The 25,500-nt window shown below is 60.7% G+C and carries 20 protein-coding genes and 1 pseudogene; 11 read left to right on the top strand and 10 right to left on the bottom strand.

What is annotated here, in order from left to right; all coding sequences use genetic code 11:
• Positions 1 to 146: 146 nt before the first annotated feature.
• From ACI2KS_RS15460 to hutG, 8 genes are all read left to right on the top strand, one after another.
• The gene (locus ACI2KS_RS15460; protein WP_404621686.1) at positions 147 to 1,616 is read left to right on the top strand and encodes a purine-cytosine permease family protein; all 1,470 of its coding nucleotides are present in this window, start codon (positions 147 to 149) and stop codon (positions 1,614 to 1,616) included.
• A 220-nt stretch (positions 1,617 to 1,836) separates the two neighbouring features.
• Positions 1,837 to 2,688, top strand: coding sequence for an ABC transporter permease (locus tag ACI2KS_RS15455; RefSeq protein ID WP_404621684.1), 852 nt, complete (start codon positions 1,837 to 1,839; stop codon positions 2,686 to 2,688).
• Complete coding sequence (locus ACI2KS_RS15450) at positions 2,688 to 3,527, top strand: glycine betaine/L-proline ABC transporter ATP-binding protein (protein ID WP_404622176.1); 840 nt, start codon at positions 2,688 to 2,690, stop codon at positions 3,525 to 3,527. The genes ACI2KS_RS15455 and ACI2KS_RS15450 overlap by 1 nt, the downstream gene beginning before the upstream one ends.
• A gap of 15 nt (positions 3,528 to 3,542) precedes the next feature.
• Complete coding sequence (gene hutH, locus ACI2KS_RS15445) at positions 3,543 to 5,180, top strand: histidine ammonia-lyase (RefSeq protein ID WP_404621682.1); 1,638 nt, start codon at positions 3,543 to 3,545, stop codon at positions 5,178 to 5,180.
• On the top strand, positions 5,177 to 6,727 hold the full coding sequence (gene hutH, locus ACI2KS_RS15440) for a histidine ammonia-lyase (RefSeq protein WP_404621680.1): 1,551 nt from the start codon (positions 5,177 to 5,179) through the stop codon (positions 6,725 to 6,727). Before hutH (ACI2KS_RS15445) ends, hutH (ACI2KS_RS15440) begins: the two co-directional genes overlap by 4 nt.
• A gap of 214 nt (positions 6,728 to 6,941) precedes the next feature.
• Positions 6,942 to 8,333 carry an amino acid permease gene (locus tag ACI2KS_RS15435; protein WP_404621678.1) on the top strand — a complete coding sequence of 464 codons (1,392 nt, stop codon included), beginning with the start codon at positions 6,942 to 6,944 and terminating at the stop codon, positions 8,331 to 8,333.
• A gap of 130 nt (positions 8,334 to 8,463) precedes the next feature.
• A complete protein-coding gene (hutI, locus tag ACI2KS_RS15430) occupies positions 8,464 to 9,669 on the top strand; it encodes an imidazolonepropionase (protein ID WP_404621676.1) in 1,206 nt (401 codons plus the stop codon).
• Between the two features lie 31 nt (positions 9,670 to 9,700).
• On the top strand, positions 9,701 to 10,504 hold the full coding sequence (gene hutG, locus ACI2KS_RS15425) for an N-formylglutamate deformylase (protein WP_404621674.1): 804 nt from the start codon (positions 9,701 to 9,703) through the stop codon (positions 10,502 to 10,504).
• Between the two features lie 330 nt (positions 10,505 to 10,834).
• On the opposite strand, the gene ACI2KS_RS15420 is transcribed toward hutG, so the two are convergent.
• Positions 10,835 to 13,138 (bottom strand): heavy metal translocating P-type ATPase, encoded by a 2,304-nt coding sequence (locus ACI2KS_RS15420; RefSeq protein ID WP_404621672.1) that lies wholly within the window; start codon positions 13,136 to 13,138, stop codon positions 10,835 to 10,837.
• An 84-nt stretch (positions 13,139 to 13,222) separates the two neighbouring features.
• Here ACI2KS_RS15420 and cadR point away from each other — a divergent pair, with 84 nt between their 5' ends.
• The gene (cadR, locus tag ACI2KS_RS15415; RefSeq protein ID WP_404621670.1) at positions 13,223 to 13,681 is read left to right on the top strand and encodes a Cd(II)/Pb(II)-responsive transcriptional regulator; all 459 of its coding nucleotides are present in this window, start codon (positions 13,223 to 13,225) and stop codon (positions 13,679 to 13,681) included.
• A 77-nt stretch (positions 13,682 to 13,758) separates the two neighbouring features.
• Here cadR and ACI2KS_RS15410 read toward each other — a convergent pair whose 3' ends face one another.
• The 5 genes from ACI2KS_RS15410 to ACI2KS_RS15390 form a co-directional block, all read right to left on the bottom strand.
• Entirely contained in the window at positions 13,759 to 15,207 is a 1,449-nt protein-coding gene (locus tag ACI2KS_RS15410; RefSeq protein ID WP_404621668.1) for a catalase, read from the bottom strand.
• Between the two features lie 284 nt (positions 15,208 to 15,491).
• Entirely contained in the window at positions 15,492 to 16,649 is a 1,158-nt protein-coding gene (gene cfa, locus ACI2KS_RS15405) for a cyclopropane fatty acyl phospholipid synthase (protein ID WP_404621666.1), read from the bottom strand.
• Between the two features lie 390 nt (positions 16,650 to 17,039).
• The gene (locus ACI2KS_RS15400; RefSeq protein WP_404621664.1) at positions 17,040 to 17,873 is read right to left on the bottom strand and encodes a thymidylate synthase; all 834 of its coding nucleotides are present in this window, start codon (positions 17,871 to 17,873) and stop codon (positions 17,040 to 17,042) included.
• Between the two features lie 58 nt (positions 17,874 to 17,931).
• A complete protein-coding gene (gene lgt / locus ACI2KS_RS15395) occupies positions 17,932 to 18,744 on the bottom strand; it encodes a prolipoprotein diacylglyceryl transferase (protein WP_404621662.1) in 813 nt (270 codons plus the stop codon).
• 45 nt (positions 18,745 to 18,789) lie between these two features.
• Positions 18,790 to 19,572 carry a sulfite exporter TauE/SafE family protein gene (locus ACI2KS_RS15390; RefSeq protein WP_404621660.1) on the bottom strand — a complete coding sequence of 261 codons (783 nt, stop codon included), beginning with the start codon at positions 19,570 to 19,572 and terminating at the stop codon, positions 18,790 to 18,792.
• Positions 19,573 to 19,685: 113 nt separating this feature from the next.
• Between ACI2KS_RS15390 and ACI2KS_RS15385 the strand changes: the two genes are divergently transcribed.
• Positions 19,686 to 20,432, top strand: coding sequence for an NRDE family protein (locus tag ACI2KS_RS15385; protein ID WP_404621658.1), 747 nt, complete (start codon positions 19,686 to 19,688; stop codon positions 20,430 to 20,432).
• Positions 20,433 to 20,580: 148 nt separating this feature from the next.
• Here the strand turns inward: ACI2KS_RS15385 and ptsP are convergent, their stop codons facing one another.
• Together ptsP and ACI2KS_RS15375 are read right to left on the bottom strand one after the other, a co-directional pair.
• The gene (ptsP, locus tag ACI2KS_RS15380; protein ID WP_404621656.1) at positions 20,581 to 22,860 is read right to left on the bottom strand and encodes a phosphoenolpyruvate--protein phosphotransferase; all 2,280 of its coding nucleotides are present in this window, start codon (positions 22,858 to 22,860) and stop codon (positions 20,581 to 20,583) included.
• A 21-nt stretch (positions 22,861 to 22,881) separates the two neighbouring features.
• Complete coding sequence (locus ACI2KS_RS15375) at positions 22,882 to 23,361, bottom strand: RNA pyrophosphohydrolase (RefSeq protein WP_404621654.1); 480 nt, start codon at positions 23,359 to 23,361, stop codon at positions 22,882 to 22,884.
• Positions 23,362 to 23,526: 165 nt separating this feature from the next.
• On the opposite strand from ACI2KS_RS15375, the gene ACI2KS_RS15370 reads away from it, so the two are divergent.
• Complete coding sequence (locus ACI2KS_RS15370; protein WP_404621652.1) at positions 23,527 to 24,183, top strand: HAD family hydrolase; 657 nt, start codon at positions 23,527 to 23,529, stop codon at positions 24,181 to 24,183.
• A 109-nt stretch (positions 24,184 to 24,292) separates the two neighbouring features.
• Here ACI2KS_RS15370 and ACI2KS_RS15365 read toward each other — a convergent pair whose 3' ends face one another.
• Positions 24,293 to 24,721 carry a DUF2269 family protein gene (locus tag ACI2KS_RS15365; protein WP_404621650.1) on the bottom strand — a complete coding sequence of 143 codons (429 nt, stop codon included), beginning with the start codon at positions 24,719 to 24,721 and terminating at the stop codon, positions 24,293 to 24,295.
• Between the two features lie 326 nt (positions 24,722 to 25,047).
• Positions 25,048 to 25,500 (bottom strand): annotated as a pseudogene (locus ACI2KS_RS15360) (threonine ammonia-lyase, biosynthetic); the annotation flags it as partial.

Below are 25,500 nucleotides of genomic sequence, written 5' to 3'. Positions count from 1 at the left end.
GCTGATCCTCCTGTAGGAGTGAGCTTGCTCGCGATGCCATCGGCGCATTCACCGTTGTAGGTGGCTGACACATCGCAATCGCGAGCAAGCTCACGCCTACAGGGGCAAGCATGCGTATCACCATTCGCTTTAGGGGATTGTTCGTAATGGCTGTTCCAGATGATCGTGTTGCAACTCCATCCGTGGTCGAAAGGCGTTCGATCGATTACATCCCTGACGCGGAAAGACATGGCAGTCTGTTCAGTCAATTCACCCTCTGGCTGGGTGCCAACCTGCAGATCACTGCAATCGTCACCGGTGCCCTGGCCGTGGTCCTGGGTGGCGACGTGTTCTGGTCGCTGATCGGCTTGCTCGTCGGTCAATTGCTCGGCGGTGGCGTCATGGCGCTGCATGCCGCACAAGGTCCGAAACTGGGCCTGCCACAGATGATTTCCAGTCGGGTGCAGTTTGGCGTCTACGGGGCCGTGATCCCGCTGGTGCTGGTGTGCCTGATGTACATCGGCTTTTCCGCCAGCGGCTCGTTGCTCGCGGGGCAAGCCGTCGCACAGCTGATTCAGGTACCGGACTGGCAAGGCATCGTGATCTTCGCCGCTGCCATCGTGGTCCTGACCATCTTCGGCTACCGGGTCATCCACATGATCGGCCGGATCGCCAGCCTCATCGGCGTGATTGCCTTCGTCTACTTGTTCGGCGCGCTGCTGGCGGGTAACGATGTCGGCGCGCTGCTGGGCAACAAGCACTTCTCGCTGAGCAGTTTCCTGCTGGCGATTTCCCTGTCGGCGTCCTGGCAGATCGCGTTCGGCCCCTACGTGGCGGACTACTCGCGCTATCTGCCGCGCAGCACCTCGGCGAGCAAGACGTTCTGGGCGGTGGGCCTGGGCGCGGTGATTGGCGCGCAAGTGTCGATGGTCTTCGGGGTATTCGCCGCAGCGTTGGCGGGCAAGCAATTCGCTCATCACGAAGTGTCATTCATCGTCAGCCTGGGTGGCACCGGCATCGTCGCCGCATTGCTGTATTTCAGCATCGCCTTCGGCAAGGTCACCGTCACCACGCTCAACGCCTACGGCAGCTTCATGTCGATTGCCACCATCATCAGCGGCTTTCGCGGCAGTCGGCACATTTCCAGCGCCCTGCGTCTGACCTACATCTTCGCCATGGTCGGCACCGCTACCCTGCTGGCCTTGCTGGGCAAGGATTCATTCCTCAAGGACTTCTCGGCGTTCATCCTGTTCCTGCTGGCATTCTTCACCCCGTGGAGCGCGATTAACCTGGTGGACTTCTACTGCATCACCAAAGAGCGCTACGACATCCCGGCACTGTCCGATCCGGACGGTCGTTATGGCCGCTGGAACTGGGTCGGGATCAGCATTTACGTGATCGGCGTGCTGATTCAGATGCCGTTCATTTCCACCCATTTCTACACCGGACCTCTGGTCGCAAGCCTGGATGACACCGATATCTCGTGGATCATCGGCCTAGTGGTGCCTGCCGCGCTGTATTACCTGGCGGCAAAAAGGTGGCCGGGCAGGATTGCCGACCGCCTGATTCTGCCGTCCGAGCAGCACGCGCCTCTGGCAAGCCGTCAGCCCGTGCCGGCGCAAGCGATAGTGAACTGACCCTCTGTGATGCAGATCTGTTAAATCTGCAGTGAAGCGGGACGCAGCGCTCAGGCGCTGCTCCCATTGGCTGGATGCCACTGGCGAAGACCTTGTCCAAGGCACATCCTGCGGTCTGGCACCTGCAGGCAAGCGAAGATGCCGCCAAGCAGGTAGATGCTTCACTCTGACTGACAGCGCTCTGTTGAGGAGCGAACACTTCACGGATCGAGACAACCCTATGTTCCCCGAAAGCTTCACGTTCTCCATCGCCGACTGGGTCAACGACTGGGTCGACAAACTGGTCACCAACTATGGCGATGTGTTCCGGCACATTTCCGACACCCTGCTGTGGGCCATCGTCAAACTCGAAGGCCTGCTGCGCGTTGCGCCGTGGTGGGTATTGCTGGCGATCGTCGGGCTTATCGCCTGGCATGCGACGCGTAAGCTCACCACCACCGCCATCATCGTCGGCCTGCTGTTTCTGGTAGGCGCGGTCGGGTTGTGGGACAAGCTGATGCAGACGCTGGCGTTGATGCTGGTGGCGACGTTCATTTCGGTGCTGATCGGCATCCCGCTGGGCATCCTCTCGGCGCGCAGCAATCGCCTGCGTTCAGTGCTGATGCCGTTGCTGGACATCATGCAGACCATGCCCAGCTTCGTGTACCTGATCCCGGTCCTGATGCTGTTCGGCCTGGGCAAGGTGCCGGCGATCTTCGCCACGGTGATCTACGCCGCGCCGCCGCTGATCCGTCTGACCGACCTGGGTATCCGTCAGGTGGACGGCGAGGTGATGGAAGCGATCAACGCCTTTGGTGCCAATCCGTGGCAGCAACTGTTCGGCGTGCAACTGCCGCTGGCGCTGCCAAGCATCATGGCCGGGATCAACCAGACCACCATGATGGCCCTGTCGATGGTGGTGATCGCCTCGATGATCGGCGCCCGTGGCCTGGGTGAAGACGTGCTGGTGGGTATCCAGACCCTCAACGTCGGTCGTGGCCTGGAAGCAGGCCTGGCCATTGTCATCCTGGCAGTCGTGATCGACCGCATTACCCAGGCTTACGGCCGCCCACGGCATGAGGCGAACAAATGATGAGCGTCGAAGCGCAAACCATCGCCGACAAGATCGTCGTCAAGAACGTGTACAAGATCTTCGGCAGCCGCGCCAGGGATGCCCTGGCCATGGTCAAACAGAACCAGAGCAAGGATCAGGTCCTCGCGCAGACCGGCTGCGTGGTCGGCGTGAACGATCTGTCGCTGTCCATCGCCGCTGGCGAAATCTTCGTGATCATGGGCCTGTCGGGCTCCGGCAAGTCGACCCTGGTGCGCCATCTCAATCGCCTGATCGATCCCACCAGCGGCGAGATTCTGGTCGATGGCGAAAACATCCTGACCTACGACATGGAAGCGCTGCGCAACTTCCGTCGGCACAAGATCAGCATGGTGTTCCAGAGCTTCGGCCTGCTGCCGCACAAGACCGTGATCGACAACGTGGCCTATGGCTTGACCATCCGCGGCGAGAGCAAGGCGCAATGCGCCGAACGTGCCCAGCACTGGATCACCACGGTGGGCCTCAAGGGCTACGAGAAAAAGTATCCGCATCAGCTGTCCGGCGGCATGCGCCAGCGTGTAGGTCTGGCCCGCGCCCTGGCGGCCGACACCGACATCATCCTCATGGACGAAGCCTTCAGCGCCCTCGACCCGCTGATCCGCGCCGAAATGCAGGATCAACTGCTGGAGCTGCAATCGGCGCTGAAGAAAACCATCGTTTTCATCACCCACGACCTCGATGAAGCCTTACGTATCGGCAACCGCATCGCCATCCTCAAGGATGGCCGGTTGATTCAGGTCGGCACACCGAAAGAAATCCTCTACTCGCCCGCCGACGAATACGTTGATCGTTTCGTCCAGCGGCGTGTGGCGACCCTTTAAAGGACGGCTGCAGTCATGTCGCGAGCAGAACAGATCATCATCGGCGATGCCCGGGTTACCTGGCAGGACATTACCGCCGTGGCGCGTCACGGTGCGAGCCTGGCCCTGTCCGCCAGCGCATGGCAGCGCATCGACAATGCCCAGGCCATCGTGCAGAGCATCGTCAGCAGCGGCGAGCGCGCCTATGGCGTGAACACCGGCCTGGGCGCCCTGTGCAACGTGTCGCTGCAAGGCGAACAACTGAGCCGGCTGTCGCGCAACACCTTGCTCAGCCATGCCTGTGGAGTGGGTCCGGCACTGCCCGACGAACAGACCCGAGCGATCATCTGCGCCGCGATCATCAATTACAGCCAGGGCCACTCGGGCATCCATCGCCAGGTGGTCGAAGCGTTGCTGGCGTTGCTCAACCGGCGCATCACGCCGCAGGTGCCGTCCCAGGGTTCGGTCGGCTACCTGACTCACATGGCGCACATCGGCGTCGCCCTGCTGGGCGTGGGTCAGGTCAGCTATCGCGGCCAGGTGATTTCGGCGTTGCAGGCGCTCAGCGAAGAGGGTCTGTCGCCCGTTGAACTGGGCGCCAAGGACGGTCTGTGCCTGGTCAATGGAACGCCGTGCATGACTGGCCTCGGTTGCCTGGCCATTGCCGACGTCAACCGCCTGATGCAGTGGGCCGATGTGATCAGCGCCATGACCTTCGAAGGCCTGCGCGGTCAGCTGGACGCTTTCGACGAAACCATCATCGCGCTCAAGCCGCATCCCGGCATGCAGCAGGTGGGCAAGAACCTGCGTGGTTTGCTGGCAGGCAGTGAAGTCCTGGCCAACAGTCAGGGCATTCGCACCCAGGATGCCTTGAGCATTCGCTCCATTCCGCAAGTCCACGGGGCCACCCGCGACCAGCTCGCCCACGCCACGCGGCAGATCGAGACCGAGCTGAACTCGGCCACCGACAACCCTTTGCTGCTGGGCACGCCCCAGGCTTACCGCGTGGTGTCCCAGGCTAACCCGCACGGGCAGTCCGTGGCGATGGCGGCCGATCTCCTGGCGATTGCCATGGCCGAACTGGGCTCCATCGCCGAGCGCCGTCTGGATCGTCTGATCAACCCTACGGTCAGCGGCCTGCCGGCGTTTCTGGTCAGCCAGCCAGGGGTCAACTCGGGGATGATGATCGTGCAGTACGTCGCCGCTTCCCTGTGCGCGGAAAACCGCCAGTTGGCGCAACCGGCGGTCATCGACAACTACGTGACCTCAGGCCTGCAGGAGGATCATCTGAGCATGGGCACCAGTGCCGCCCTGAAGCTGCACAAGGTGCTGGAAAACGTCACACAGATCCTCGCCATCGAGTACCTGCTGGCCGCCCAGGCGTTCGAATTTTTCAAGGGCCCGCGCTTCGGCGTTGGCACCGAAGCCGCCTGGCGCCTGCTGCGCGAGCGCGTCCCTGCCTATGACGAAGACCGCTGGCTGGCGCCGGATATCGCCAGCAGCGTGACGTTGCTCAAGAACGAAGAGTCATTGGAAACCGTATTCCAGCGCTGCCGCGACTACGCGTCAGCCCACAACAGCAACAGTCACAGCCCAAGCGCCACGAGCGCGGGACAGGCAGGAGCCGGTTCTGAGCAGGTGACCCATATCGACGAAGGAGTAGCAGCATCGTGACCGACACCCAAAAGGCGACCCCGCTGAACCTGATCCCCGGCCAGTTGACCCTGGCGCAATTGCGCGCGATCTATCAGCAGCCCGTAACCCTGACCCTGGACGCCAGCGCCGACCGGCAGATCGAAGACAGCGTGGCCTGCGTCGAACAGATCCTGGCCGAAAACCGCACCGCCTACGGCATCAACACCGGGTTTGGCCTGCTGGCCTCGACCCGCATCGCCAGCGCGGACCTGGAAAACCTGCAGCGCTCGCTGGTGCTGTCCCATGCAGCCGGCGTCGGCCAGCCGATCAGCGACGAACTGGTACGCCTGATCATGGTGCTCAAGGTCAACAGCCTGAGCCGTGGCTTCTCCGGCATTCGGCGTCAGGTCATCGATGCGCTGATCGCCCTGATCAACGCCCAGGTCTATCCGCATATCCCGCTCAAGGGTTCGGTCGGCGCATCAGGCGACCTGGCACCGCTGGCGCACATGTCGCTGGTGCTGCTGGGCGAAGGCAAGGCGCGCTACAACGGCCAGTGGCTGAACGCGGTGGAAGCACTGGCGCTCGCCGGTCTCAAACCACTGACACTGGCAGCCAAGGAAGGTCTGGCGCTGCTCAACGGCACCCAGGTATCGACCGCCTATGCGCTGCGTGGCCTGTTCGAAGCCGAAGACCTGTTTGCCGGTGCCGTGGCTTGCGGCGCGCTGACGGTCGAAGCGGTGCTGGGTTCGCGCGCGCCCTTCGACGCACGCATTCATGCTGCCCGCGGTCAACGCGGTCAGATCGACTCGGCTGCGGCCTATCGCGACCTGCTCGGCGACGCCAGCCAGGTTTCCGAATCGCACCGCGACTGCGACAAGGTCCAGGACCCCTACTCGCTGCGTTGCCAGCCACAAGTGATGGGCGCCTGCCTGACCCAACTGCGTCAGGCCGCCGAAGTGCTGTCGGTCGAGTCCAACGCCGTCTCCGACAACCCGCTGGTGTTCGCGGCCGAGGGCGAAGTGATCTCCGGCGGTAACTTCCACGCCGAGCCTGTGGCCATGGCCGCCGATAACATCGCGCTGGCCATTGCCGAAATCGGCTCGCTGAGCGAGCGTCGCATCTCGTTGATGATGGACAAGCACATGTCGCAATTGCCGCCGTTTCTGGTGGCCAATGGCGGGGTGAACTCAGGTTTCATGATCGCTCAGGTAACGGCTGCCGCACTGGCCAGCGAGAACAAGGCCCTGTCCCATCCGCACAGCGTCGACAGCCTGCCGACTTCGGCCAACCAGGAAGACCACGTTTCCATGGCCCCGGCCGCTGGCAAGCGTCTCTGGGAAATGGCAGAAAACACTCGGGGCGTGCTGGCTGTAGAATGGCTGGCTGCATGTCAGGGTCTGGACCTGCGCAACGGTCTGAAGACCTCGGAAAAACTGGAAATCGCCCGCACCACCCTGCGCGGCAAAGTACCGTTCTACGAAAAAGACCGTTTCTTCGCCCCTGACATCGAGGCCGCCATCGCGCTGCTGGCTTCCAACTGCCTGAGCGAACTGGTTTCTGCCGACCTGCTGCCGAGCTTCTGATCGGTGACGGGCCAGGAGGGCCTGTCATTGGAGTGAGGGTGACGAGATTTTGGCATTACGCCGCCCGACCGTAGGCGTGAGCTTGCTCGCGATGCGCTGTGTCAGACATCGATCGGTTGTCTGACACAGCGCTATCGCGAGCAAGCGAAGGCCTACAAGGGGTGTATTTTCGCGCCGTCATTCCACAGTAAAAGAAAGACTAGGAAAGCGTGAGATGAAACCGCAAAACGATACAGATTTGAAACGCGGGCTCAGTGCTCGCCACATTCGCTTCATGGCGCTGGGTTCGGCGATTGGCACCGGATTGTTTTACGGCTCGGCGTCGGCCATCAAACTGGCAGGGCCCGCTGTGCTGCTGGTCTACATCATCGCCGGTGCCGCGGTGTACATGGTCATGCGCGCACTCGGCGAGATGGCCGTGCGCAATCCGGTGGCCGGCTCGTTCGCCGAATACGCCACCACCTACCTGGGCCCGATGGCCGGCTTCGTGCTCGGCTGGACCTACGCCTTCGAGATGATCATCGTGTGTCTGGCCGATGTCACCGCGTTCGGCATTTACATGGGCTTCTGGTTCCCGGATGTCCCGCGCTGGATCTGGGTGCTGGGCATCGTGTTGTTGATCGGCGCGCTCAATCTGTGCAGCGTCAAGGTATTCGGGGAAACCGAGTTCTGGCTGTCGCTGCTCAAGGTCGGCGCGATCATCGCAATGATCCTCGCAGGCTTCGGGATCATGCTGTTCGGCATCGGATCGGTGTCCGGCGAAAGTGTCAGCCACGTGAGTAACCTGTGGACTCAGGGCGGCTTCATGCCAAACGGGGTAGGCGGTCTGGTGGCGTCGCTGGCGGTGGTGATGTTCGCCTTTGGCGGTATCGAAATCATCGGCGTCGCGGCGGGTGAAGCGCGCAATCCCGAGCAAGTGATTCCGCGTGCGATCAACGCCGTGCCGCTGCGCATTCTGCTGTTTTACGTGCTGACGCTGTTCGTGCTGATGTCACTCTACCCGTGGCAACAGATCGGCAGCGAGGGCAGCCCGTTTGTGCAGATTTTCGACAAACTGGGGATTTCCTACGCTGCGATCATCCTCAACATCGTGGTGATTTCGGCGGCGGTGTCGGCGATCAACAGCGACATCTTCGGCGCGGGCCGAATGATGTATGGCCTGGCTCGTCAGGGACAGGCGCCGAAGGGTTTCGCCCGGCTGTCGAAACAGGGCGTGCCGTGGATGACCGTGCTGGTGATGGGCGCCGCCTTGCTGTGCGGCGTGGTGCTGAACTACCTGATCCCGGAAAACGTGTTCCTGCTGATCGCATCCATCGCGACCTTCGCCACTGTCTGGGTATGGCTGATGATCCTGGTCACGCAGATCGCGATGCGCCGTTCGATGAGCCGCGAGGAAGTCGCGCAACTGAAATTCCCGGTACCGCTGTGGCCCGTCGCGCCAGTGGTCGCCACCGCCTTCATGGTGTTCGTGTTCGGCGTGTTGGGGTATTTCCCGGACAGCCAGCCGGCACTGCTGGTCGGCGCGATCTGGATTGCGCTGCTGGTGATTGCCTATCGGGTCTGGGTAAAGCCAAAAATGCACATGGCCCGCGCCGCCGACCTGTAGCAGCAGGGCTTGCCGGGGCTGACGGACTGAAGATCGCTACCGCCGGCAAGCCGCACTGCTACAGAGAGATCGTTGCCGTACGAGAATGCGGCGTTCGTACAACCTGATTCAAGAAATCCTGGAGGCACTGATGAAAACGCTCTGGCATAACTGTCATGCGGCAAGCATGGCGAACGGTAGTTACTCGATCATCGAGGACGCTGTCATCGTGACCGAAGGGGCGCACATTGCATGGATTGGGCCGCGCAGTGAGCTGCCAGACCAGGGCAGTATCGAACGCGTGGACCTGGGCGGCGCCTGGGTCACCCCCGGCCTGATCGATTGCCACACCCATACGGTGTTCGGCGGCAACCGCAGTGGTGAGTTCGAGCAGCGCCTGCAAGGCGTCAGCTATGCCGAAATCGCAGCCGCCGGCGGCGGAATCGCCAGCACCGTTCGCGCCACCCGCGCAGCCAGTGAGCAACAGTTGTACGCCAGTGCCGAGCGCCGCTTGCAGCATTTGCTCAAGGATGGCGTGACCACCGTGGAGATCAAATCCGGCTATGGCCTGGATCTGGACAGCGAGCGCAAGATTCTGCGGGTGATTCGTCAGCTCGGTGAAAACCTGCCGGTCACCGTGCGCAGCACTTGCCTTGCCGCTCACGCCCTGCCGCCGGAATACAAAGACCGCGCCGACGATTACATCGCCCACATCTGCAGTGAAATGTTGCCGGCGCTGGCAGCGGAAAATCTGATGGATGCGGTCGATGCCTTCTGCGAATACCTGGCGTTTTCGCCCGAGCAGGTCGAACAGGTGTTCATTACGGCAGGTCAGTTGGGCCTGCCGGTCAAGCTGCATGCCGAGCAATTGTCATCGCTACATGGTTCGAGTCTTGCGGCGCGCTACCAGGCACTGTCCGCCGATCACCTGGAGTTCATGACCGAAGCAGACGCCATCGCCATGGCCGCCGCAGGTACGGTCGCGGTTCTGCTGCCGGGCGCATTCTACTTCTTGCGTGAAACCCAGTTGCCGCCGATGGAGGCCCTGCGCAAGCACGGCGTGAAGATTGCCATCGCCACCGACCTCAACCCGGGCACCTCGCCGGGCCTTTCGCTGCGCCTGATGCTGAACATGGCCTGCACCTTGTTCCGCATGACCCCGGAAGAAGCGCTGGCCGGCGCAACGATTCACGCAGCCAAGGCGCTGGGCATGGCCGATACCCACGGTTCGCTGGAAGTCGGCAAGGTCGCCGATTTTGTCGCCTGGGATATCGAGCGGCCGGCAGACCTGGCCTACTGGCTGGGCGGTGACCTGGACAAGCGCGTCGTGCGTCACGGCCAGTTGAGCACTTTTTGATCAAACCCACTCTTCAAATCGGGAGAACACCGTGGACAAGGTTCTGAGTTTCACTCGCGGTCGCATACCGCTGCTGATCAGCATGCCGCACCCAGGGCTGAACCTGACGCCCGCCGTACGAGACGGTCTGGTGGACGAGGCCGTGAGCCTGCCCGACACCGACTGGCACATCCCGCGCCTGTATGACTTCGCCCACGAGCTGGGCGCCAGCACGCTGGCCGCTGAATACTCGCGCTTCGTCATCGACCTCAATCGCCCCTCCGACGACAAACCGCTCTATGCGGGCGCCACCACCGGTCTGTATCCCTCGACGCTGTTCGAAGGCGATCCGTTGTTCAAGGAAGGCCAGATGCCTAGCCAGGAAGAACGGGCAACGTACCTGGAGAAAATCTGGACGCCCTACCACGACATGCTGCGCACAGAGCTCGAACGCCTGCGGGACGAATTCGGCTACGCGCTGTTGTTTGATGCTCACTCAATTCGCGGGCACATCCCGCACCTGTTCGATGGCCGCTTGCCGGACTTCAACCTGGGCACTTTCAATGGCGCAAGCTGTGCTGCGGGTCTGGAACAACGCGTGGAGTCCATCTGCGCCAGCGCGAAAAACTACGCCCATGTGCTCAACGGGCGCTTCAAGGGTGGCCACATCACCCGCCACTACGGCAACCCGGGCGAGCATATCCACGCCGTGCAACTGGAACTGGCGCAAAGCACGTATATGGATGAGTTCGTACCCTTCCACTACCGCCCGGATCTGGCCGAGCCGACGCGCGTGGTATTGAAAGAGTTGCTGGAAGGGATGATTGCCTGGGGGCGGGAGACGTACGGGAAGTAAGCCAACCACCGCTGCGCTTCTGCCCGAAGGGCATGGAAGTCCCGCTTGCCGACGATCTGCCGGGAACCGGCAGCAAAACCCTGACAACGCGGTGTTTCTAAAGAGACCGAGGTGCGTGGTTTTACTGCTGCTGCGCAGCAGATCGCGAGCAAGCTGGCTCCTACGGCCTTCGGCCAGAATCAAAAACGCCAGGCGCGTGTCAGGTCCGCTGAGCGTGCGTTGGACTTGCCCCGTAATTACCGGCCACCGCGCTTCTGCCCAAAGGGCGTGGGAGTCCCGCTTGCTCCTACGGCCTTCGGCCAGAATCAACAGCAGGCAGTGGTGCGTTTGTCACTTGCGCAACAACCGCAACCCGTTGAACACCACCAGCAAGCTGACTCCCATGTCGGCGAACACCGCCATCCACATGGTCGCTACACCGGCGAAGGTAAACCCGAGGAAAATCACCTTGATCACCAAGGCCAGGGCGATGTTCTGCTTGAGCACCGCCGAGGTGTCTCGCGACAGGCGAATGAACGCCGGGATCTTACGCAGATCATCATCCATCAAAGCGACATCGGCGGTTTCGATGGCGGTGTCGGTGCCGGCGGCCGCCATGGCGAAACCGATCTCGGCACGGGCCAGCGCCGGCGCGTCGTTGATGCCGTCACCGACCATCCCCACCCGATGCTTCTGCGCGTACAACGCCTCAATGGCTTGCAGCTTGTCGCTGGGCAACAGATTGCCCTGAGCCTGATCGATGCCCACCTGAGCGGCAATCGCCTTGGCCGTATGCGGGTTATCCCCGGTCAGCATGACGGTTTTCACACCCAGGGCATGCAACTGCGCGATGGCTTCCCGACTGCTTTCCTTGACTGTATCGGCAACGGCGAACAACGCCAGGGGACCAGAAGCATCGAACAACAGCACCACGGTCTTGCCTTGGGTTTCCAACGCCTCGAGACGCGCCTCCAGCTCCGTCGAACACAACCCTGAGTCATGCACCAGACGATGGTTGCCCAAGTGGTACAACCGGCCTTCCACCTGACCCCTGACACCGAGCCCGCTGAGGGCCTCGAACGCCTCGACTTCAAGCAGCGACTGCTCTTGCGCAGCCTTGGCAATCGCCTGCGACACCGGGTGATCGGAGCGTCCGGCCAGGCTCGCGGAAATGGCTACGGCCCTGTCGCCAAACGACTCATCGAGCAGCACGTAGTCAGTCTGCACTGGCTTGCCGTGAGTGATGGTGCCAGTCTTGTCCAGCGCCAGGTAAGTCAGGCGGTGGCCCATTTCCAGATACACACCGCCCTTGACCAGGATGCCCTTGCGCGCTGCGGCAGCCAGACCACTGACGATGCTCACCGGGGTGGAAATCACCAGTGCGCATGGGCAGGCGACGACCAGCAACACCAGCGCGCGGTAGATCCAGTCGAACCATACTGCGCCCATGAACAGCGGCGGGATCACCGCCACTGCCAACGCCAGGGCGAACACCGCCGGGGTATAGATTTTCGAGAAACTGTCGACGAAGCGCTGCGTCGGCGCCCGCGCACCCTGTGCTGCCTCGACCGCATGGATGATCCGCGCCAGTGTCGAGTTGTCAGCCGCCGCAGTCACCTTGTATTCCAGCGAGCCTGCCTGATTGATGGTGCCGGCGAATACCTTGTCGCCAACGGTTTTTTCCACCGGCAGGCTTTCACCGGTGATCGGCGCCTGGTCGATACTGGACTGCCCGGCGACAACTTCGCCATCGAGACCGATCCGCTCACCCGGCTTGACGCGCACCACGCTGCCCAAGGCGATCTGCTTGACCTCAACCTCGACCCACTGTCCGTCCTGCTGCACCGTGGCCGTTTCCGGCGTCAGTTGCATCAACCCGCCGATGGCGTTGCGGGCGCGGTCCAGCGACTTGGCTTCGATCAGCTCGGCCACAGTGAACAGGAACATCACCATCGCCGCTTCCGGCCACTGGCCGATGAATACGGCACCGGTCACCGCGATGCTCATCAGCGCGTTGATGTTCAGGTTGAAGTTTTTCAGGGCTATCCAGCCCTTTTTATAGGTGGTCAGACCGCCACTGAATATCGCCACCAGTGCAATCAGCGCCACCACCCAGGTAGGTGCAGCGTTGCTGAAGTGGATGACTTCAGCAGCTACAGCCGCGACCCCGGACAATGCCAGCGGCCACCAGGGCTTGTTCGGCGCAGGCAAGGACGCGGTTGGCTGGTCGGCGCCCTCCTCGATCACATCCGCCTGCATGCCCAGCGAGCCGATCGCTTCGCGAATCGGATCGGTCGATGGCAACTCGTGCCAGACCCCCAATACGCGATTGATCAGGTTGAATTCGAGTTTCTGGATGCCGGCCATCTTGCCCAGCTTGTTCTGGATCAGCGTCTGCTCAGTCGGACAATCCATGGCCTCGATGCGAAAGCTGCTCCGTTGCACCGCATCGCCCGTGGTATTGCCGACGGTGACAGAAGCCGGGGCGCTTTCGTGGGAGCAACAGGCGTGAGCATCGTGATCATGCTTATGCACCGGGGTAAACCGGGCAGACGCATGATCATGAGCGCCATGATCGTGACCTGAATGATCGTGTTCTGAATGCTCATGATCAGCATGGTCGTGCGGCGAATGTTTGTGTACAGAGTCACTCATGGGTTGAGTCTCTTGGTGTGCGTGTTGCCAAGTGAACACCCTGTAGCCACTATAGGGTCAAGCCACATAATGAGATTGATGATCATGAATGCGTCTTTCAAGATCGGTGAGTTGGCCAAACTCACCGACTGCCCCGTTGAAACCATCCGCTATTACGAGCGCGAAGGCCTGCTGGCGGCGCCCGCGCGCAGTGAAGGCAATTATCGGCTGTACACCCAAGAACACGTCGAGCGCCTGACCTTCATCCGCAACTGCCGCAGCCTGGACATGACCCTCGATGAAATCCGCAGCCTGCTGGCCCTGCGCGACAGCCCGCAGGATCAGTGCGAGAGCGTCAATGCGCTGATCGATGAGCACATCCAGCACGTCAGCGCACGCATCGACAGTCTGCAGGCGCTGCAGGAGCAATTACTCGACCTGCGCCAGCGCTGTAGCGAAGGTGCGCCGGATCATTGCGGGATTCTCGATCGGCTGGAAGTCAGCGGCAGCGTGGTGACCGTGGATGTCGAGCATTCGCATGTGGGCAGAAGTCACGGGCATTGAGGCAAATCCATGACCTGTCGGCCAAAAAAAAGCCCCCACCCTGGCATTCAGGTCGGGGGCTTTGTTTTCAGCAGTGATCAGCCGTGGTGGATTCGCTCAACCGCCTCTGTCACACCGGCGCCATAGGCCGGATCCGCCAGGAAGCAGTGCTTGATGTGCAACTGGATTACCGGTGCCGATACGCCGCGCAGCGCCCGTGCAGTGTTGTCGAACAGCGCCTGTTTCTGTTGCGGGCTCATGTTGCGGAACAGGTTGCCCGGCTGCGAGAAGTAGTCGTCATCCACGCGGTGATTCCAGTGCCCTGCCGCGCCTTCGATCGACAGCGGTGGCTCACGGAAATCCGGCTGCTCCTGGAATGCGCCCTTGGTGTTGGGCTCGTACGAAGTCATGCCGCCACGGTTGCCGTCGATGCGCATCAGGCCATCGCGGTGATAGCTGTTCACGTGCAGCGCGGCCCGTGGTGAGTTCACCGGAATCTGGTGGTAGTTGACGCTCAGACGGTAGCGCTGAGCATCGCCGTACGAGAACAAACGGCCCTGCAGCATTTTGTCCGGAGAGAAACTAATGCCCGGCACTACGTTGGAGGGGGCGAACGCTGCCTGCTCGACATCGGCAAAATGGTTGTCAGCATTGCGGTTGAGCTCGAAGAAACCGACTTCGATCAGCGGGTAGTCGGCCTTTGGCCAGACTTTGGTCAGGTCGAACGGGTTGATGCGGTAAGCACCCGCTTCCTTCTCCGGCATGATCTGCACGCACAGTTTCCAGCGCGGGAAATTGCTGTGTTCGATGTTTTCGTACAGGTCGCGCATGTGGGATTCACGATCACCGCCGGCTACCGCTTGGGCCTCGGCATCGGTCAGGTTGGCAATGCCCTGCTGCGAGACGAAGTGGAATTTGACCCAGAAGCGCTCGTGCTGTGCGTTCAGGAAACTGTAAGTGTGGCTACCGAAGCCGTGCATTTCGCGGAAGCTGCGCGGGATCCCGCGTTCGCTCATGACGATAGTCACCTGGTGGAACGACTCAGGCAATTGGGTCCAGAAGTCCCAGTTGTTCTCGGCGCTGCGCATGCCGGTACGCGGATCGCGTTTGACGGCGTGGTTCAGATCGGGGAATTTCAGCGGGTCACGCAAGAAGAACACTGGCGTGTTGTTGCCGACCATGTCCCAGTTGCCTTCCTCGGTGTAGAACTTCAGGGCGAAACCGCGAATGTCGCGTTCGGCGTCGGCCGCGCCACGCTCACCGGCCACGGTGGAGAAGCGCGCGAACATCTCGGTTTTCTTGCCGATCTCGGAAAAGATTTTCGCGCGGGTGTATTGGGTAATGTCGTGGGTCACGGTGAAAGTACCGAACGCGCCCGAGCCCTTGGCGTGCATGCGGCGCTCCGGAATGACTTCGCGATCGAAGTGCGCCAGCTTCTCGAGGAACCAGACATCCTGCAGCAGTGCCGGGCCATGGGGACCGGCAGTCTGGATGTTCTGGTTATCGACTACGGGGGCGCCGAATGCGGTCGTCAGTTTGTTGCTCATGCGCGTATCTCCACGGGTCATCACTGTCTTGGGCGACTCCTCATGAAGCCGGCCTTTGTCTGTTTGATGGGGAGAACGATAAGGAAAAGCGCGGGGATTAGCTCATTGGCACTGTGTACGGGGTAGATAGAGGATATTAATTGATTACTTATTGATCGATAGGCAGCGACGATTGAAGCGAAATCGAACATTCCTGTAGCAGTCCGGCTTGCCGGCGGTAGCGATCTTGCGTACGCCAGCGCCGGCAAGCCGGACTGCTACAGGGAATGTGGAATGTGGCAGGTTCAAATCTGGCTGCGCTGATAGCCGTGGGGCACGCCGCCTTTGGACAGCACCCACTGCCACAACTGAATGTCCCGGGCCCGAAACGCGCCGGCGCAGGACAACAGGTAGTAACGCCACATGCGGTAGAAGCGCTCGCCCAATTGCGCCTGGAATTGCGGCCAGGCCTTGATGAAGTTGTCATGCCAGGCCATCAGCGTCTTGTCATAATCGGCGCCGAAGTTATGCAGATCTTCTACGACAAACAGACCGTCCATGGCGTCACCCATCTGTCCTATCGAGGGCAGGTCGCCGTTGGGGAATATATATTTGTCGATCCACGGGTCAGGATAAGAACTGCGCTGGTTCTTGCCGATCGTGTGCAACAAGAACAGTGCGCCGGGTTTCAAACAACGATGAGCCAGCTCCATGTATTGGCGATGGTTCTTGCGGCCGACATGTTCAAACATACCCACACTGGCAATGGCATCGAACTGCTCATCCAGTTCACGGTAGTCCTGGAAGCGAAACTCCAGCGGCAAGTGCTTGTAGCGCTCCTTGGCCCAGGCGATCTGCTCTTTGGAGATACTTACCCCGACCGCCTCCACGCCATAGTGCTCGGCGGCATAGCTCATGAAGCTGCCCCAGCCGCAACCGATGTCCAGCACGCGCATCCCCGGCTTTAGCTGCAGCTTGCGGCAGATCATGTCCAGCTTGGCAACCTGGGCTTCTTCCAGGTTATTCGCGTTCTCCCAGTAGCCACAGGTATAGGTCATGCGCGAGTCGAGCATGGTCGAGTAGAACGCGTTGCCAAGATCGTAGTGCACTTGGCCAACGGTCCTGGAGCGCCGGACGCTCTGGCGATTCATGAACCTGGCCATCAGCGCGTAGAACACCAGCCGCATGGGTTTGACGTCGTCGGTCATGCCGGTTTTCATCAGCCGGTGAAAGAATTCATCCAGATGCTCGCTGTCCCACTGGCCGTCCATATAGGCTTCGCCGAGCCCCAGGTTTCCCTGTGTGAATGCTCGTTCGATAACGCCGGGTGCATTGAAACGGATGTCCGAAGGGGCCGAGCCGTTTATCTGTATCCCGGCTTCGTTGAGTATCTGTGCGGCGGTGCGATAGAGACCGGAGTTTCGGTCGGAGAAGGTGTCAGTGCTGAAGTTCGTCGTGGTCATGGATAGTTAATTCCAAACGCGTGTCAGGCTGAAGACTTTCGAGAGACCTCGACTATATGACAAACAATCTGAAAACTTAAACTAAAACCATTCGCCCAATAGATTGAAAATATCTATCAACGCAATTTTGTTTACCCATGTGCAAAACAGTTATTACGTAATTGCAACAATGGCAGTTCACGCGGGTTTTATATGAAGGGAGTTAACCAGTTAGAACATAGAAGTTTCGTGCGGTTTTTATAGCGGTACAGGTTGAAGGGGCAGATCTGAAAAAAGGTGAGAAGTCCGCTGGCGGGTGCCTGTAGCAGTCCGGCTCACCGGCGGTAGCGATTTTTAAAACGCCACCGCCGGCAAGCCGGACTGCTACAAAGAGGTGCCGCCAACCAGATGTCAGACCGCGACAGGCGCCTTGATACTCGGGTCGGCATCGTAGCCGACGATTTCGAAGTCTTCGAAACGGTAGCCGTAAATGTTTTCCGGGCGGCGGTTGATCTTCAGCTGAGGCAACGCCTTCGGGGTCCGGGTCAGCTGAGTGGCGATCTGCTGCTCGTGGTTGGAATAGGCGTGGGTGTCTCCCAGGCTGACGATGATCTCGTGAGGGATCAGGTCGCACTGCTGCGCCAGCATGTGGGTCAGCAACGCCAGGGCGGCGATGTTGTACGGCAGGCCCAGGAACACATCAGAGCTGCGGATATACAACTGCATCGACAGCTTGCCGTCGGCGACGAACGCCTGATAAAGCAGGTGACAGACCGCCAGCGCCTGGCGCCCGGCCTTGACGTTCTCCTGCGGCGAAAGCTTCTCGTCCGGCAGGTATTCGGTGTTCCAGCCATGGAAAAGAATCCGGCGGCTGTTGGGGTTGTTTTTCAGGCAGTCGACCATGTAGTCGATCTGATTGATCTTGCCGCCATCCTTGGTCGGCCAGCCCGTCCACTGAGCACCGTAGACCGGACCCAGGTCACCGTCTTCGGTGGCCCACTCGTCCCAGATGGTCACGCCGTTTTCGTTGAGCCATTGGGTATTGGTGTTGCCACTGAGCATCCAGATCAGCTCATTGGCGATGCTCTTGAAGTGCAGCTTCTTGGTGGTCAACAGCGGGAAGCCGTCGGCCAGGTTATGACGGATCTGCCGACCGAACACAGCGGTGGTGCCCGTGCCGGTACGGTCGCCTTTGCGCGTGCCGTTGGCGATCACGTCCTGTAACAGCTCCAGATATTGCTTCATGCCCAAAGGCCCTCTGTATCGGTGAACCGGCCGAACCCGTAGGTTCGGCCCTTCAATGTCAAGCCGCTGCCTTGTTGGCAGCCGGTGCGCGGTGGTAGGCCAGCCAGATGAGCACCAGACCGCCGATGATCATCGGCAGGCTGAGGATCTGACCCATGGTGACCCAGCCCCAGGCCAGATAGCCCAACTGGGCGTCCGGCACTCGAACGAACTCCACAACGAAGCGGAAGATCCCGTAAAACAACGCGAACATGCCGGAAACCGCCATGGTCGGGCGCGGCTTGCGCGAGAAGAAATAGAGAATGACGAACAGTGCCACACCTTCCAGCGCGAACTGGTACAGCTGCGACGGATGACGCGGTAACTGCGCAGGATCGCTGAATGGCGGGAAGACCATCGCCCAAGGCAGGTCGGTGGGTTTGCCCCACAACTCGCCATTGATGAAGTTGCCGATACGCCCGGCACCCAGACCGATCGGCACCATTGGCGCGATGAAGTCCATCAGTTGGAAGAACGACTTGCCGTTGCGTTTGCCGAACCAGTAGGTGGCGATCATCACGCCGATGAATCCACCGTGGAACGCCATGCCGCCTTTCCATACTTCGAAAATCAGCAGCGGATTGGCAATGTAGTTGGGCAGGTCATAAAACAGCACATAGCCCAGTCGTCCACCGACGATCACGCCCATCGCCACCCAGAAAATCATGTCCGAGAGTTTTTCCTTGGTCCACGTCGGATCAAAACGATTCAGGCGCCGTGAGGCCAGGAACCAGGCACTGCCGATACCGACCAGATACATCAGGCCGTACCAATGGATTTGCAGCGGACCGATGGCCACGGCTACCGGGTCAATCTGCGGGTAAGGCAGCATTGCGACTCCTCAAGATAAAAACGCTCACAGAGCGATAAAACAAAACTAGATCAGAAAACTCGTGCCCACGACCACCAGCAACAGCGCGAACAGCCGCTTCAGCACCCGGGGCGACAGTTTATGTGCCAGCCTGGCGCCGAATCGAGCGAAAAACATGCTGGTCACCGCGATGCCAATCAGCGCCGGCAAGTACACGAAGCCGAGACTATGCGGGGGCAGCAGGGGGTCGTGCCAGCCAAGAATCATGAAACTTATGGCACTGGCAATCGCGATGGGAAAGCCACAGGCCGATGAGGTTGCCACCGCCTGCTGCATGGTCAGACTGCGCCAGGTCAAGAATGGCACCGTCAGCGAACCACCGCCTATGCCGAAAATGGCCGATGCCCAGCCGATCACCACACCGGCCGCGGTCAGCCCGGGTTTGCCCGGCACACCTCGGCTGGCCTTGGGTTTGAAGTCCAAAGCCATCTGCATGGCAACCACAATCGCGAACACTCCGATGATCTTCTGCAGGCTCGGCCCGGCGATGTAACTTGCGGTCAGCGCGCCAAGCCCTGCGCCGATCAGGATACCGACCGTCATCCAGGCGAACACCGCCCACTGCACGGCGCCCATGCGGTGATGGGCCCGGACCGACTGGATCGATGTAAAAACGATGGTCGCCAGTGAGGTGCCCACCGCCAGATGAGTCAGGACCGAGGCATCGAAGCCTTGCAGCGTGAAGCTGAACACCAGCACGGGGACGATGATGATGCCGCCACCGACGCCAAACAGGCCGGCCAGCACGCCGGCGCATGCGCCCAGCGCCAGATAGAGCAGAAATTCCATGGGAGTCTCCGGAAATCAGTGCGGCATGGTACCGGAGCGGGCGTATCTGCTCTAGCAGCGTGCGATGGATGTCAGCTGGTTCTGGGGTAGAGTGGCAAAAAAAGGAGGCTCGCATGTGTCTGATCGTCTTTGCCTGGCGCCCTGACCACTCGCAGCCGCTGATTCTGGCGGCCAATCGTGATGAGTTCTACGCCCGTCCCACACTGCCGCTGGCGCAGTGGGAGCACGCCGCTCATGTCTATGCGGGCCGCGACCTGGAAGCAGGCGGCACGTGGCTGGGTGTAAGCGCAGACGGACGCTTCGCCGCCCTGACCAATATCCGTGATCCGGGTCAGCCACTGGGCCGTCGTTCTCGCGGAGAGCTGGTTGCTCATTTTTTGACCGGTTCATTGTCAATCGACGAGTATCTGGGCGAGGTCGCCGGGCGCTCGGCCGAATACGGTGGCTTCAATCTGTTGGTGGGTGACCGGCAAGCGTTGCACTTCCTCAGCGCCGCCAGGCCAACACCGGTTCGTCTGGAGGCTGGGGTATATGGTGTATCCAACGCCGGGCTCGACACCCCTTGGCCGAAACTGGAGAAAGCCAAGGCCGCGCTGGCACGACACCTCGACGATCCGCAGCCGGACCCGTTGTTTCGCTTCCTGGCCGACCCCGAATCCGCGCCAGAAGCGCAGTTGCCCAGCACTGGCGTGGGCATGGCAACCGAGAAGCTGTTATCCAGCGTATTCATCGCCAGCCCCAATTACGGTACGCGCGCCAGCACGGTGCTGATCGTCAATGCCGATGGCAGCCGCAGGTTGATAGAGCGCAGTTTCGGGCCGTATGGCGGGAGGTTGGGGGAAGTGGAGATAAGTCTTTAGCTCGCGATGACCCAACGCCTGGCTCACCACAGCCATTGTGGGAGCCGGCTTGCTGGCGAAAGCGCCGTGCCAGTCAACCATGCGGCATCTGAGTTGACGCATTCGCCAGCAAGCCGGCTCCTACAGTCGATCCCTGGATGCCCGAGCCTCAGTGCCCCTTCACAGACCCCGGATTGATCATCCGCGACAAGCCCAGGTTTCTCAGGGCCAGCTGCAGCGAACTGCTGATCACTTGCGGGTTGTCGTTCTTCATCAATTGCGCGAGCAGTTCCTTGGCCTTGCTCAGGTGGATCTGCCGCAGCATCCACTTCACCTTCGGCAGGTTGGTGGCGTTCATCGACAGGCTGTCGAAGCCCATCGCCATCAACAGCACCGCAGCAGCAGGATCACCTGCCATCTCACCGCAAATGCTCACTGGCTTGCCTTCGGCGTGAGCGTCACGTACGACGCTCTGCAGCGCCTGCAGTACGGCCGGGTGCAGGTAGTCATACAGGTCGGCCACCCGCGGGTTGTTGCGGTCGACCGCCAGGAGGTATTGCGTCAGGTCGTTGGAGCCAACCGACAGGAAATCCACCTGCCGCGCCAGCTCCCGGGTCTGATAGACCGCTGCCGGAATTTCGATCATCACGCCCACAGGTGGCATCGGAACATCGGTGCCTTCGTCGCGCACCTCGCCCCAGGCGCGGTGAATCAGGTGCAGGGCTTCTTCGGTTTCGTGAGTGCCGGAGATCATCGGCAGCAGAATTCGCAGGTTGTTCAGACCCTCGCTGGCCTTGAGCATGGCGCGGGTCTGGACCAGAAAGATTTCCGGATGATCGAGGGTGACACGAATGCCGCGCCAGCCCAGGAACGGGTTGTCTTCCTTGATCGGGAAGTACGACAGCGCCTTGTCACCGCCGATGTCCAGGGTACGCATGGTCACCGGCAAGGGGTGGAACGCCGCCAGTTGCTCACGGTAAATCGCCAGCTGCTCCTTCTCGCTCGGGAAACGCTGCTGGATCATGAAGGGGACTTCAGTGCGATACAGTCCGACACCCTCGGCGCCGCGCTGCTGAGCCCGCGCCACATCGGCGAGCAAGCCGGTGTTGACCCACAATGGCATGCGGTGCCCGTCGAGCGTGATGCAGGGCAATTCGCGCAGGGCATCGAGGCCCTGGGATAGCTGACGCTCTTCCTCGACCACCACCGAATACTGTTTACGCAGCGCTTCGCTGGGGTTGGTGAAGACTTCGCCGTGATAGCCGTCGACGATCAGCTCGATGCCGTCGACCTTGGAATACGGCAGGTCCACCGCGCCCATGACCGTCGGAATGCCCATGGCACGGGCCAGAATCGCGACGTGGGAGTTACCCGAGCCCAGCACCGACACCAGGCCGACCAGCTTGCCCTCCGGAACTTCGCCGAGCATGGCCGGGGACAGCTCCTCGCTGACCAGGATGGTGTTGTCGGGATAGACCAACGTCTGCTGACGCGCCTCTTGCAGATACGCCAGCAAGCGACGGCCCAAATCCTTGACGTCCGACGCACGCTCACGCAGGTAAGCGTCGTCCATCAGTTCAAAGCGCTTGACGTGCTCGTTGACCACCGAGCGCAGAGCGCCCTGGGCCCATTGGCCGGTCTTGATGACGTTGGTGACTTCGCTGCCCAGCGACGCATCGTCGAGCATCATCAGGTAAACGTCGAACAATGCGCGTTCTTCAGGACGCAACTGCGTAGCCAACTTCGCCGAAAGCGTACGCATGTCGCTACGAACGCCCTCGAGGGCGGTCTGGAACAGCTTGAGCTCGGCGGTGATGTCAGAGACGCTCTTGTCCGGCACCACTTCAAGATCGGCGGGCGGCAGCATGACCAGTGCGGTACCTACCGCAGCGCCCGGCGAACCCGGCACGCCGACGAACCGTGCTTCCTGGATGCCTTTGCCTTGACGCCCCAGCCCGCGGATCGAGCCAGTGGCTTCGGCGTGGGCAATGACCCCGGCAAGTTGCGCGCTCATGGTCACCAGGAAGGCTTCTTCGCCTTCATCGAACTGGCGACGTTCCTTTTGCTGGATCACCAATACGCCGACGACCCGCCGATGGTGGATGATCGGAGCGCCGAGAAAGGAGGCATAACGTTCTTCGCCGGTTTCGGCAAAGTAGCGATAACGCGGGTGATCGGCAGCGTTTTCCAGGTTCAGCGGCTCTTCACGCGTCCCGACCAGACCGACCAGGCCTTCATTGGGCGCCATGCTGACCTTGCCGATCGAGCGCTTGTTCAAGCCCTCGGTGGCCATCAGCACGAAACGGTTGGATTCGGGGTCGAGCAAATAGACCGAGCAGACCTGGCTGCTCATGGCCTCTTTGACGCGTAACACAATAATCCCCAACGCCGCCTTGAGATCCTTGGCGGAGTTAACTTCCTGGACGATCTTGCGCAGCGTATTGAGCATGGCTCGGGGTCGAACTCCGTGTCAGTCGCGCGCCAACAGGCGCGGGGCAAGCTCTTTGAGTGCGCGTCGATACACCTCGCGCTTGAATGTCACCACCTGGCCCAACGGATACCAATAGCTGACCCAACGCCAGCCATCGAACTCCGGTTTACCGGTCAAATCCATCCGCACCCGCTGCTCGTTGGAGATCAGGCGCAGGAGAAACCACTTTTGCTTCTGGCCGATGCACAGCGGCTGGCTGTGAGTACGCACCAAACGTTGCGGCAGACGATAGCGCAACCAACCACGGGTGCAGGCAAGAATTTCAACATCATGCCGTTCCAGCCCGACTTCTTCGTTCAATTCTCGGTAGAGCGCGTCTTCCGGCGTCTCCAGAGGGTTTATTCCCCCTTGCGGAAACTGCCAGGCATCTTGATTGATACGCCGAGCCCATAAGACCTGGCCAGCATCATTTGTCAGAATTATCCCGACATTAGGGCGGAAACCATCGGGGTCGATCACGGCTACAACCTCGCAAACGCATGTCGCCGCATTGTTCCACAAAGATCGTGAAGGCAGCAACGAGGCGCAGGCAGCTTATCGTCACAACTGCATTAATAGATGCGATCTCTTGGGCAAACCTCGTATTCTTGTGCTCTTTTTTCAGCTATTTCAGCGAGTAACCGCATGCGCCTGGCATTATTCGACCTCGACAACACCCTGCTTGGTGGTGACAGCGATCACGCCTGGGGTGATTACCTGTGTGAGCGCGGCATCCTTGACGGTGCTGTCTATAAAGCGCGCAACGATGCGTTCTATCAGGACTATCTGGCCGGCACCCTGAACCTGACCGACTACTTGAACTTCAGTCTGGAGATTCTCGGGCGCACGCACATGGCTCAACTCGACGAGTGGCATGGCGAATTCATGCGCGACTGCATCGAGCCGCTGATCCTGCCAAAAGCCATGGCACTCATCGCCAGGCACCGGGACGCGGGCGACAAGTTGGTGGTCATCACCGCGACCAACCGTTTCGTCACTGCACCGGTGGTTGCCCGTCTGGGCATAGAAACCTTGCTGGCCACCGAATGCGAAATGCTCGACGGCCGCTATACCGGCCGTACCACCGATGTGCCGTGCTTCAAGGAAGGCAAGGTCACCCGGCTGAACCGCTGGATGGAAGAGAACGGGTTCAACCTGGAAGACAGCTACTTCTATAGTGACTCGATGAACGACTTGCCCTTGTTGGAGCAAGTGGCTCATCCAGTTGCCGTGGACCCGGACGAGAAACTGCGCGCTGAAGCGATTCGTCGCGGCTGGCCGGTGATTTCGCTGCGTGATTGAGGACGTCATCGCGAGCAAGCTCACTCCTACATGTGTTTACGCGCCTGTGTAGGAGTGAGCTTGCTCGCGATAGCCATTTTGGTGCCACCTGTGCAAGCAAACCGAGCCGTTATACCGGCTTGGCACCCATCAAACCGGCAATCGCCACGAAACAGACAGCGCTGAAGATCGCCAACGCCAGGGTGAAATTCGCGTTACCGACAATTACCGGCCGACGTAGCCGGTTGACCCGCACCGCCAGCCACGCCCAGCTCAGTGCCCCGAAGGTATAAAGCACACTGGCCGCCAGCAGCCAGGTCTGGCCCAGCGACCAACCGGCGTAATGCACCAGCCACCAACCGCTGATCGGTAACGTCAGCAGGCACAGACCCATCAACAACCAGACGAACACCCATGGCCTTTGCATGGCGCGATTCTGCACCGTCAGATCCCCGGCCCTGCGCCCGCGAATGATCCACACCGTCAACGCGAGCCCGCAGATAAACAGCAGCGCGGTGGTGACCATGTGCAGGATTTTCAGTGCGGCGAAGTGTTCCATGTCGGGTTCGTTCCTTTATAGAAGGCGGTGCTTTGAGCGTAGTCGCGCCGAGGAAGTTGCGTCAGCCCCAGATATCGCTGGCCCGCCGCTTCTGCCCCGAGCATGGCTTGTCCCGCGATCTGCCGGGTTTTTGCTCTCATCACACTCGCTTCTGCCCGGAGGGCGTGGGAGCGTGGCTTGTCCCGCGATCTGCTGCGAAGCGGCAGTAAAATCGGCCAATGCGGTGTGTCAGGCATGCGCCGTTCTCAGGTTTTACTGCCGGAGCCCGGCAGCTCGCGGGGCAAGCCCGCTCTTACGGGCTACGGCCAGAATCAAAAGCAACCGGGTCAGCCCAAAAACAACCGATATGCCGGGTTGTTGCTCTCATCCCAATACGGATAACCGATCTCCGCCAGCGCCTGCGGCACCAGATGCCGCTCATCTTCCGGCACCACCAGCCCTGCGACCACGCGGCCATCGGCAGCGCCGTGGTTGCGGTAGTGGAACATCGAGATATTCCACTTGCCGCCCAGCTTGTTGAGAAAGTTGAACAGCGCCCCCGGCCGCTCGGGGAATTCGAACCGGAACACCACTTCATCGCTGACCCGCTCCGAATGCCCGCCGACCATGTGCCGCAGGTGCAGCTTGGCCAGTTCGTTGTCGGTCAGGTCGAGCACCGGAAAGCCCTGCCCCGTGAGGCTGGCAATCAGCGCCTTGCGCGGGTCGGTTTCCGGGTGGGTCTGCACGCCGACGAAAATGTGCGCCTCGCGGTCGGTGTGGTAGCGGTAGTTGAACTCGGT

It is taken from the genome of Pseudomonas sp. NPDC087358 (assembly GCF_044900785.1).
In the GTDB taxonomy this organism is placed as follows: Bacteria; Pseudomonadota; Gammaproteobacteria; order Pseudomonadales; family Pseudomonadaceae; genus Aquipseudomonas.
Note: the sequence above shows the minus strand (reverse complement) of the source record. Positions and strands in the feature narration are given on the sequence as shown.